This is a genomic window from Fictibacillus aquaticus (genome assembly GCF_002245695.1).
In the GTDB taxonomy this organism is placed as follows: domain Bacteria; phylum Bacillota; class Bacilli; order Bacillales; family Fictibacillaceae; genus Fictibacillus; species Fictibacillus aquaticus.
On record NZ_NOII01000051.1, the window covers coordinates 1 to 10,799 of the forward strand.

The window sequence follows — 10,799 nt, forward strand, 5'->3', positions numbered from 1 at the left end:
AACGTCACTCGTACAAGCACTCATTCAGTTTATCGATGATTATGAATTTACGCGTGACCTGTGGACGTTCGCAAAATATTTGGATCCGAATGAGATACAGGAGGTTTTAAATCAAGACGTAATCGAATATCAAAAAGAAGCTCCAGCAGAAATGGCATCTGTTAGTACCTCTTATTCTTCATTCCTTCCAACTGAAGAAACGAAGAAACCAGAGAAAAAGGTGCCAAAGCAGAAGGCTAAAATGGTGAGAAGCGAACGTGCTGAACGGAACTATGTACGGTTGTTTAAGCGGTACCGACATGAAGATGCCGGGGAGAATCACCTGTTTTTAAATGCGTCATCCGTTCGAACCCAGATTTATCTTCTTTTGGACAGTGAACTTGGACACCTGTTTAAAGAATCTGAAGACAGTTTAGACCTGATTCAGCTTAGCGAACAAAAACAAGCACTTTTCGTCAGTTTCGATGGATTGATCTATGACAAGTTTATCAAAGTCATCGCGCGATTTTTGATTTTGGACATTAACTATCTTGTGTCCTACCGGAACCGTAATCAATTAAAGGATCAGCCCATTCTCGCTATCTATGATGAGTTTTCCGTGTATGCGAATGATAAGATCGTCGATACCGTTAACAAATCACGGTCTGCCGGATTTCACTGTATCATCGCCACTCAAACGCTAGCCGATCTTGAGAAAAATGATCCGTACCTTGCTAAGCAAGTTGTTGGGAACACAAACACCTATGCGATCGGTCAGACCAACAATCCGGATGAAGTCGAGTCCTGGGCAAACACACTTGGTACGTTTAAAGATATCGACCTGACGATTACAACTGAAAAACAGGAAGGGCGTATAAAGCGTGTAGATTTAAAAGCTGACAAAGGAACACTTCGCCATGTCCAAAAATTTAAGATATCTCCTGATGAGATAAGAGATTTACGTCAAGGGCAATTTATTTTTGCTAGAAAGGCATCGAGAGAACACGTTCAACCAGAAATCATTTATGTTCGCCATCCATTGGCAGAAGGTTGAAGGGAGTGAATCCGTTTATGCTTTTTTCTAAAAGAAAAGAAACCACCGCAAAAAACAAACGCCGATTGATCTATTCAAGAAAGAGCGCAGCCAAGATAGCATCTCTCCTCTTTTTTTCTGTGATGTTTCTATCACTATTATTCAATGTGATCTTCTTTACGAAGTATCAAACCATCCGAAATTCCGCAAAAGCCTCTGAGGAAAGTGTAAAAGACCAACTAAAGCAAGTTGAGAATAGTAATCTTTTATATTCCGATTCGATTTCCGTTTTCACAGAAAAATTTTTAGAAACTTACCTCACCATTCCGAAAGAAGAAAAAGCGCGACAATCACGAACAGAAGAGCTCTCGACGTTTTTTGTATCAAGTTTTGACATAAAACGTGTTTCTGATTTGAAAGACTTTAAAGGGGAGCGACGTGTTGTTGATCTTCAATATGTTGACACAAAGCATATCAGTAACCGGGAAGCTAAAGTTCATTTTAAAGCCGTCTATGAGATTACAGAAGAGCAAAAAGAAAATGCTAAGACTTCCAAGTATGAAACAGATTTTGTGGTTCCTGTTACGAGTAACGGAAAGGGTTTTGCGGTCTATCAGAACCCTAATATGATTCAAGAAGATTTAAAAACTACTATGTCTTATGAGGGGAATGCACCAGACGGGGAACCTATCACATCTACGGAAACAAAGCTTCTGGAGTCTTTCTTATATGATTTTTTTACTTCATTTGGCGTGAGTGATGAAAAGCTGCCATTCATGGCTGAGGTTTCAGGAGGTTTGAAAGATCAGACCCTTCAAGACGTGAATGTTCGTGAAGCTGTAAAAGAGGGCTCTCTATACACGGTAAGAACGGATGTTAATTATCAAAACAGTGAAACGTCCATTAACGATTTATATTCATACGAACTAAAGGTTGAAAAAGAGAACAATAAGTTCTTTATTACCCAAATCGAATAAGGAGTGAGAAACGATGATTAATTTTAGTCTTCAGGAAGTGACCCAAAACCTGATTTCGCAGATTGGTTTCCTTGTACTTCTGATTATGGTTATTCGCGCACTGGTTGCTTATACGAGAGAAGATTGGGGGCAATTCTGGTCAGGACTCACCCTCGGTCTTTGCTGTCTGGTTGTTGTCTTTTTCGGCCCGCAATTGCAGGAATTAGCTAAAGGGTTAGGTAACGCATTGTTCCGGTAATCGCTTAATGGAAGGGGGGGAGAGGGATGAAGGGAGAAAACTTTACCCAAGAATACAAGTATCCTATCAAAATCTATCGTATCCGGTCCGTTGAATTTGCGAACGGTCTGGAGGTAAGGAAAATGATTTTTTCAATCATTCTAGCAGCTCTGCTCGTATTAACTTTTGTACTTGTCGGTATAAAAAGTGACACCAATCTATTTCGTTTTTTCGTAAAGAACTGGCTAATTTTATTAACCGTCATACCTGGGATAATTACGTTTATTGTGTTCAATCTTAAGTATGATCATAAAGGTGTTCTTCCCTATATGAAAGACCGTATCACATTTTACAGGACGAAGAACAAATCGTACGAACACTTTATAGAAGTAGCGAACGATCAGCTGCAAAAAGACCTGATTTTTGAGCCTTTTGTGGTGAATAAGGAGGTCGAGAGCCGTTGAAAGACTTGTTAGAGTTTCCAATCGCACACCGCCATAAAAACATGGCATTTAACAAACGCAAGCAGGTATGGGCTTTTTACCGGCTTGATGAAGAATACGTACGTCTTAACAGCGAGACAGATTTCAAACGGTATATGGAAAACACAGCAGCCTTTCTAACGCAGGAGGAATACGACTATCACTTTATGATACTGCCAAGACGGTTTGATTTTGACACGTTTACTAACGTCGTAAACGAACACATTGTCCAAGGTGAGTTCTCAGACATCGGAAAGAAATATTTCGAACGCGCATCTCAAGTCCTGAAAGAAGAAGTGTTTTTACATGAATATGACGTTTATGTAGGCGTTCATATAAATAACGCAGATTATGCCGTGACCTCTAACGCTGGAGAGCTGTTTTCGCTCTTTTTTAAACGTTTAAGAGATGATCTTTCAAAACTTATGATGATTCAGACTCAAGCAGAAGATGATTTTGCGTATTATGAAGAACTTGAACGAACCTTTCACTCCAAGGTTTCCAATCATAAACATATTCAAAAATTAAGTGAAAGCGAGATGGATAAACTCATCTATTACATGTTCAATCGAACAAGTGATCTTTTTACAATACCAAACGGTGATTATAACCTTACTGAAGGAGTCATTAAGAATGAGTATGGCTATTTAACAGTGACACACGAAAATCATAAAGAACATTTATCTTTTCTGCCTTTTCATGAAATGCCGGCTTCCATTGAAGGTTACCGATTTATCCAGGATATTTTAGAAAGTGTTTCATTCCCTGTTGAAGTACAGATCCGTTATCATTTCAAGGAGAACGGCAGCAATGCCCGTCAGGTTAGAAAGCTTAAACGGCGGTTCACCAACTTTGACCGTGAAATACAGTCTACTCATACAGCAGACGATGACCGGATTGTTGATATGGCATCCGACCGGTTATCGACACTATTAGATGATGTGAAAGCGAATAAAAGACAGCTTCTGTTCATGACATTTACACTGGTAATTTCAGATTTAAGCAAAATCGGAATGGATGAAAAGGTAGAAGACATTCGCACCCTGTTTAAAAATACAGGGTTTCAGATCACAAAACCTTTAGTAGATCAACTTACCCTTTTTTCGCAAAGTTTACCGGCTTCCTACATGGACTACCCATACTTTGAACAAGTAGTGGACGAATCGTATCTGGCGCAAACCGGTATGAACTTAAATAACCGGGTAGGCAATCGTTTCGGTATGGTGCTCGGGAAAGTGGTTACGGGGAAGAAGCTGTCACATGTAGAACAAGCAAGGGAAATCAATAACAATGTGGTCATCTTTAATCCGATGTTAACAAAAAAAGCAATCTCAGGAGCTGACCACACAAATGGTAACATCCTGATAACAGGACCACCTGGCAGCGGAAAATCCATGCTCGTAAAAAACTTTTTTACATGGAGCACGTTCTTTGGTTCTAAAGTGCTCTATATTGATCCCAAGAATGAATTTCAGCGATATTATCAGAAGGCGTTGGAGAAATTCGGTGATATTAAAGAATTCCGTTCACTCTATGAACGCATCAACTTCATCCATCTTTCTGAAGACAGTGTCTTTCACGGTGCTCTAGATCCACTCGTCTTTTTAAAAGGAGACCAAGCCATTCAAACGGCGATGATGATCTTGAACACATTGGCAGAGGTGAGAGGATCACGTGATGAGAGTGTGACAATCTATGACGCTATTATCGATGAAGTTAATCAATCTCAGCACCCAACCTTATCAGGTGTGCTTCAGCGAATACAGATGAAAGATCACACGCTCGGTAAGTTTATTGAGAAATATCGGCACGGTCTCGGACGCATGTTGTTTGGGAGAGAAGACTCCAAAGGTCTCGATTTTGAGAAACAAATCAATGTCTTGGGACTTCAAGGTCTTCGTCTTCCGGCTTCAGAAAATATGAACGAGGAAGAGCGTATCGGATTATGTCTGATGATGTCTATCTCCAAATATGTTCATACGTTTTCAACCAATCAAGAAGAAGAAGCGATGATTATTTTTGATGAAGCATGGACACTTAAACGGTCTGCAGATGGTCAGAATCTGATCGATGAGATGCTGCGAACTGGCCGATCACTTAAAACAGACATAGTGCTTGTAACTCAAGCGTTTGATGACTTTAATGTAGATACGACAAAAGAACAGATTGGAATCAAGTTTTCGTTCCGTCCTAAATCGGACGATTCTATTAAACCTATACTCAGGTTTTATGATATGGAAGAGAACCCAGCTAATATTGAAGTGGTTAGTTCACTGAAATCAGGCATGTGTCTATTCCAAGATCATCTCGGGCGGAATCAAGCTATCGCCATAGATGTATTATTTGATGAATGGTTTGAAGCCTTTAAAACAACAGAAAAAGAATCTCATGCTGTACAAATGGAAGAAGCCTATCGTTGATTTTGAGAGGAGAGAGACACATGAACAAAAAGATTATTTTCACATTCGGAATCTTGTTTTTAACAGCTTGCGGGAAAAATGAGGAAGGACTTGACGAGAAGAAGACACATGATGCTGTTGCAAAGAGAGCATTAGAACAAAAAGTCATCAAAGATGGTGGTTACAAAGCGAATGATATTCAACTCGTAAAAGCTTGTGAAGCAATCGAGAACGGTGAAACAGAGTTTAAGGGGAACTATATAGTCTCTTGGAAAACGAAGGATGATAAGTATGATCGTACTTTTTTATTGAAAGATTACAAAGCTACTAATGGTGATACCAACTTCAAAGAAACTAAGGATAAATGTTTAGACTTCTAAAAGGTGGTGTAACAAATGAAACATCCATTTTTCTTTTCCTTCCTTTTCTTACTACTGCTCTTGTTTCAGTCGAACATGGTTTTCGCTGAAGAAACGGAACGAAAGGCAAAAGAACGCGATGAATCAGCTTACGAATTGATGTCTTATGCGGATGATGGCTGGTGGGATGTCGCAGGGAGAACAGGCTCTGCGACAGCTACCACGGTAAAAAACTTTTTCTGGATGATTAATATTGTGCTCTCACAAATCACGATGATGATCGTTTATCAGCTTTTTTCATTGGACGTAGTAGACCTGACAAAAGTAGCCGTTCATGAAATAACCGCAGGAACTGCTGGTACTTTAACATTTAATTTTGGTTTGTTTGCTTTATCAATGGCATCGCTTGGAATCGTGGTACGTTCTTATATCCAGCAGAACTGGCAAGCCTTCTTTAAACTATTAACTCTAATCCTGCTCAGTCTAACTCTTCTATTTTCTATTCAATCAAAGAAATTCAATTACATCAATCTAGCTCATGGTCTTTCTACATCACTAGAAAATGCAGTCATGAGTGTCAATCCTACTCTTAATGACGAAGATGCTTTTCAGTTTAAAAACTTTGATGAAAACACAGCTAAAAATGTATCCATTGCCATCGAAAACAAAGTGTTCGATGCGCTAATCTATAAACCTTATCTTTTACTTCAGTATGGGACCACACAGGAAAAAAAGATATTAGCTGAAGATACAGACCGAATTAGTAATTACTTAAAAGCAGATCCAAGAACGGAAGAAGGAGTAAAACAAAGAGAAGAAATTTCTAAAGATGAATATACAGATTATGATAATAAAAATATTTTCGCAGGAAACGGCTGGAAGCAAGCAGGCTATATCCTTGTTATGATTCTCTCAACGGTGATTCAAGGGATCGTGTTTTTCTTTATTGCTTTGATTCGGGTGATGCTGCAGTTTGCTTTTATTATGATGCTGTTATTAGCACCTTTTATGATTTTTATCAGTCTGTTTCCAAGTTTTGAAGCACTTGTTGGTAGATACCTGAAAGGAACAACAATACTCATCCTCTTTAAATCAGTAACCATGTTTTTTGTGCTCGTTGCTACAAGCTTCATTTCACTCGGCTATGAAATGACGAACATGTCCGATGATATTTACTACAGAATCTTTATCCAAATCATGTTTTGTGTAGCCATTGTCTTTATGTACTCTAAACGCCATTTTGTTCTTAGTATGTTAGATGGAGCTACACCGAACCTTCATAAAATGGGTGCTTCTACTCTTAATCGAAAATCTATTAATCAAGCTAGTCGAGGAGTAAAAGGGGCTATCTCACATTTTCGACAGCCAATTAGAAAAAATTCTCCAACCAGCAACAGTCATTCAAAATCAAAAAACTCACCTATAAGAGGACAGTCAGGAAATGTTCATCCGATACGACAAGATGAAACGCAGGCTGGATCTAATGCCCGAAGTTATAAATATCCTAACCCATCCAAAGTAGAAACGGCCGTTGCTATGGAACAGAACACTTCACAACCTTCATTCCTATTATCCAAACACCGTAAACCACAGAGAACAAAAGACCTTACTAACAAGACTCCAAAATCATTTGCTTCAGGAGAAAAGGAAAATACAAGTAGAGTGAAATCACCGAAAGGATTAGAAAAACAAGGAATAGGAACTATGACACCATCAAAACGCAATGAATCTTCAGCGCGTAATCCGTACAAAGAAACTAAGAGCGAAAACAAAGCACAAAGAGAAAATGAACTTACTAGTAACAAATTAAATCAAATTTCACGGCTCCGTTCGTCAAATGATGAATAGGAGGGAACGTTATGTTAAGACAAGCTGTTGAAGTAAAAGTTAAATCAGCTGCCTGGGCATTCTTATTAAAGTATTTGTTACCTGTATTGCTTTTCATCCTCATCTTATTTGGAAGTGCTTTTATGGTAATCATGTTGGCGGATCAATGGTTTGGAGATAATCATACCTCCATTGAAGCAGGTGGAACAGCAAACGTAAGTAAAGAAGTTCTTAAACACAAAGGAACCGTTGAGAAGTACGCCAAAGAATATGACATTAGTCAATATGTGAGCGTGCTACTGGCTCTGATGATGCAGGAATCAGGTGGAAAAGGCGATGATCCGATGCAATCCAGTGAAAGTTCTTGCGGTAGTGTAGGATGTATTGATACACCAGACGAATCGATCAAACAGGGAGTCAAATACTTTTCAGAAATGATGAATAAAGCGAACGGAGATTTGAAAACTGCTATCCAGAGCTATAACTTTGGCGGTGGATTTATCGATTTTGTGAACCAAAACGGTGGAAAATATACAAAAGAATTAGCGATTGCATTTTCAAAGAAACAATATCAAAAACTAGCTCATACGGGACTCTATCAATGTGTGCGTCCTGAATCTCTATCTAATAACGCATGCTACGGGGATGTTGGATATGTTGATGCTGTCATGCAGTATTACAATTACAATCTGCCGGCTTCAGTAGAAGGAGAATGGTCAGCTCCGATTAAGGGGACAGCCGATTTAACAAGCGGATTTGGCTGGAGAACCTGGGCTGACGGAAAAAAAGAAAATCATAAAGGGCTCGATTTTGGTTGTATTAACCACGTCACACCCATTTATGCTGCAGGACAGGGTAAGGTTGTATATTCAAATTTTCATCGAAACAAAAACGGTACAGATGGATATGGAAATCTAGTGATATTGAAACATGGTAAAAATCTATATTCGGGATATGCTCATCTTTCTGAATCTAATGTTCATCAAGGTCAATCGATTAAAGAAGGGCAACAAATCGGAGTATGTGGCAGTACAGGCAACTCTACTGGACCACATCTGCATTTTGAGATTAAGAAATCAAAATGGGGTAGACACCTCAATCCTACATTCTTACTAGGATTCTAGAGGAGAGGGATAAGATGAGATCAGGTTTCTATATTAAAACCGGGATGTTGCTGCTCGCTGTTGTGATAGTATTAGCAGTTTGGTTTGGATTTCAAACGATTGATAACCAAGAAGCGACAATTGGTTCACTAACCAAAAAAGTTGAACGCCAAAAATATCAAATTCAATTATTAAAATCTACAAGCCAGCAGCAAACAAAGAAAAACTCTGAATCAGAGAATGAAAGAATTAAAGAGAGTGTAAATGTGTTTGTTCAGACCGTGTATCAAGTTCAGGAGAATCATCTGGAACAGAGGCGGGATAATGCAAGAACCGTCCTCACACAAGAAATGTTTGATAAGTATTTTTCGAATGATGAAAAGGGGGGGAAACTATTATACGAATATGTAATAGAAGACTCTACTGTATATACGAATAATGAAGGTGTAAATGGAAAAGCAATTGTTACATTTGAGGAAACTATGACTTCACTTGCTAACAATCAAAAAGAAAGCTCACGAATCACATTAGAAGTATTCTTGCAAAAAGAAGGAGATAAGTGGTTGGTGAATCGATTTCAGCAATTGATTGCAGAACCATTATGAAACAGCTATTTCGACTTAATATATAAAATGAAAGTAATGATTCACTGGTGTTTTCTCTAATTTTTGAGGAAATGCCTTTTTAATGATTTTCTAAGGTTTCAAAAACGTGGCAACTAGTGGTTAGTTGTAACCATTTAACGATAACCACTCACTTACAACTATATATGTAAATAATGTATAATTATGATAAATTGTTTGATAGAAACAAGGAGGACCTATATGTTTATAAAATACATGAATATTAAAGGTTTAAAAAAATTCAAAGATTTTTCTATAAACTTCAATGAACATATAAATGTGCTAATTGGGGAAAATGAAGCTGGTAAAAGTACAATTTTAGAAGCTATTGATATCGTACTTAATCAAAAAATTTTTAATTCTACAAATAATTTCGAAAAATATTTTAATAATGAAAATGTTAGTAAATATCAGCAGTCTCCTTCTATCGATACTCTCCCTAAAATTGAAATTGAGCTATGTTTTAGTGATGAAGAAAATTTAGATTTTGAGTATTTTAATGGGCTCCATTCATCTTTTACTCCTGTACCGAAGAGCGGAATAAAATTTACATACCAATTTGATGAAAATTATCGTGAACTTTTAGAAAACATGGATGAAGAGAGCTATTATGAAACCTTTATACCTACAGATTACTACATGGCAGAATGGGTTACTTTTGCCGGTAGAAAATATATTAATAAAAAGTCTCCTATTAAAAACATATTAATTGATAATTCAATTAGAAAAAATAACCTCTTTGATTCTTATTCAAAAAGAATTTTTAATAACAATATAGATGTAGCAGATCGACAAAACCTTTCTTATCAATTCAGAAAAAACATTCAAAATTTTGTAAATGAAAATACGGAACAACTTAATATAAAAGATTACAATTTTGGTATTGATGAAAACAAGACTGTGTTAGAGAATTTACTAGATTTAAAGAGTGACGGGGTTTCAATACAAAATAAAGGAAAAGGGAAGGAAAATTTAATTAAAACTGAAATTGCTTTAGAGGTTGAAAGTGATTTAATTTTATTAGAAGAACCAGAAAATCATTTGAGCTATATAAATACTCGAAAGTTATTACAAGAAATTCAAAATATGTGTGGCGCTGCCCAGATGATTATTACTACTCATAATCCCCTAATCGTTAGTAGATTAGATTTACGAAATACAATTTGGATTAATAACGGAAAATGTCATTCACTAAATAGTATTCCAGATGAAACTGCAGATTACTTTATGAAAACAGATAATATGCAGTTATTAAATTTTATATTGGCTCAGAAGGTGATTCTTGTTGAGGGGAATAGTGAGTATATCTTATTACCACAACTTGTGAAAAATTCTCTGACCTATACATTAGAAGAAAAAAATATTGAGATTTTATCTGGTGGTGGCATTACATACAAACATTATATTGAACTAACTAAAGTTGTGAAAAACACACTTTTAGTAATTACCGATAATGATGGAGATCTTGAAACTATTGAAAGTATTCAAAAGTTAAATGAAGAATTCAATATTTCTGGTACTAATGTTCATATTAAATGTTCTAGTTCTGTTAAAGAATTTACTTTTGAAGTTTGTCTTTTTAATAAAAATGAGTCTAATCTAAGAACTATATCCGAGATTAAACCGCGTACAAAAGCTGAATATCGTGAAGTACCTTATGATAAGAATTTAGCTTATATGCTGAAAAATAAAACGGAAGCTGCTTTAAGGATATCAGAAGAAATTCTTTATAAAGAAATAGTTGTATTACCGGAGTATATTCAGGAGGGGATTAAATGGCTGGTTCAACGATAATGCTTG

General features: G+C 36.9%; 10 protein-coding genes. All 10 read left to right on the forward strand.

The window, feature by feature from the left end:
• The coding region (locus tag CGZ90_RS19275; RefSeq protein WP_165766926.1) for a TraM recognition domain-containing protein at positions 1-1,033 on the forward strand (1,033 nt) is incomplete at its 5' end.
• Between the two features lie 5 nt (positions 1,034-1,038).
• Positions 1,039-1,989 carry a conjugal transfer protein gene (locus CGZ90_RS19280; RefSeq protein WP_133063622.1) on the forward strand — a complete coding sequence of 317 codons (951 nt, stop codon included), beginning with the start codon at positions 1,039-1,041 and terminating at the stop codon, positions 1,987-1,989.
• A gap of 13 nt (positions 1,990-2,002) precedes the next feature.
• Positions 2,003-2,227 carry a hypothetical protein gene (locus CGZ90_RS19285; protein WP_240515492.1) on the forward strand — a complete coding sequence of 75 codons (225 nt, stop codon included), beginning with the start codon at positions 2,003-2,005 and terminating at the stop codon, positions 2,225-2,227.
• A gap of 26 nt (positions 2,228-2,253) precedes the next feature.
• The gene (locus CGZ90_RS19290) at positions 2,254-2,670 is read left to right on the forward strand and encodes a conjugal transfer protein (RefSeq protein ID WP_094254129.1); all 417 of its coding nucleotides are present in this window, start codon (positions 2,254-2,256) and stop codon (positions 2,668-2,670) included.
• On the forward strand, positions 2,667-5,108 hold the full coding sequence (locus CGZ90_RS19295) for an ATP-binding protein (RefSeq protein ID WP_240515493.1): 2,442 nt from the start codon (positions 2,667-2,669) through the stop codon (positions 5,106-5,108). The genes CGZ90_RS19290 and CGZ90_RS19295 overlap by 4 nt, the downstream gene beginning before the upstream one ends.
• Before the next feature lie 20 nt (positions 5,109-5,128).
• Positions 5,129-5,467 (forward strand): hypothetical protein, encoded by a 339-nt coding sequence (locus tag CGZ90_RS19300; protein ID WP_094254130.1) that lies wholly within the window; start codon positions 5,129-5,131, stop codon positions 5,465-5,467.
• A 15-nt stretch (positions 5,468-5,482) separates the two neighbouring features.
• Positions 5,483-7,294 carry a CD3337/EF1877 family mobilome membrane protein gene (locus tag CGZ90_RS19305; RefSeq protein WP_094254131.1) on the forward strand — a complete coding sequence of 604 codons (1,812 nt, stop codon included), beginning with the start codon at positions 5,483-5,485 and terminating at the stop codon, positions 7,292-7,294.
• Positions 7,295-7,305: 11 nt separating this feature from the next.
• Positions 7,306-8,397, forward strand: a complete 1,092-nt coding sequence (locus CGZ90_RS19310; protein WP_094254132.1) for a lysozyme family protein — start codon at positions 7,306-7,308, stop codon at positions 8,395-8,397.
• Positions 8,398-8,411: 14 nt separating this feature from the next.
• Positions 8,412-8,981, forward strand: coding sequence for a hypothetical protein (locus tag CGZ90_RS19315; protein WP_094254133.1), 570 nt, complete (start codon positions 8,412-8,414; stop codon positions 8,979-8,981).
• Positions 8,982-9,200: 219 nt separating this feature from the next.
• Positions 9,201-10,793 (forward strand): ATP-dependent nuclease, encoded by a 1,593-nt coding sequence (locus tag CGZ90_RS19320; RefSeq protein WP_165766927.1) that lies wholly within the window; start codon positions 9,201-9,203, stop codon positions 10,791-10,793.
• The last annotated feature ends 6 nt before the right edge of the window (positions 10,794-10,799 follow it).

Coding starts and splice junctions, on each gene's coding strand:
- CGZ90_RS19285 (WP_240515492.1), top strand. CDS start 2,003: ATGATTAATTTTAGTCTTCAGGAAGTGACCCAAAACCTGATTTCGCAG.
- CGZ90_RS19290 (WP_094254129.1), top strand. CDS start 2,254: ATGAAGGGAGAAAACTTTACCCAAGAATACAAGTATCCTATCAAAATC.
- CGZ90_RS19300 (WP_094254130.1), top strand. CDS start 5,129: ATGAACAAAAAGATTATTTTCACATTCGGAATCTTGTTTTTAACAGCT.
- CGZ90_RS19305 (WP_094254131.1), top strand. CDS start 5,483: ATGAAACATCCATTTTTCTTTTCCTTCCTTTTCTTACTACTGCTCTTG.
- CGZ90_RS19310 (WP_094254132.1), top strand. CDS start 7,306: ATGTTAAGACAAGCTGTTGAAGTAAAAGTTAAATCAGCTGCCTGGGCA.
- CGZ90_RS19315 (WP_094254133.1), top strand. CDS start 8,412: ATGAGATCAGGTTTCTATATTAAAACCGGGATGTTGCTGCTCGCTGTT.
- CGZ90_RS19320 (WP_165766927.1), top strand. CDS start 9,201: ATGTTTATAAAATACATGAATATTAAAGGTTTAAAAAAATTCAAAGAT.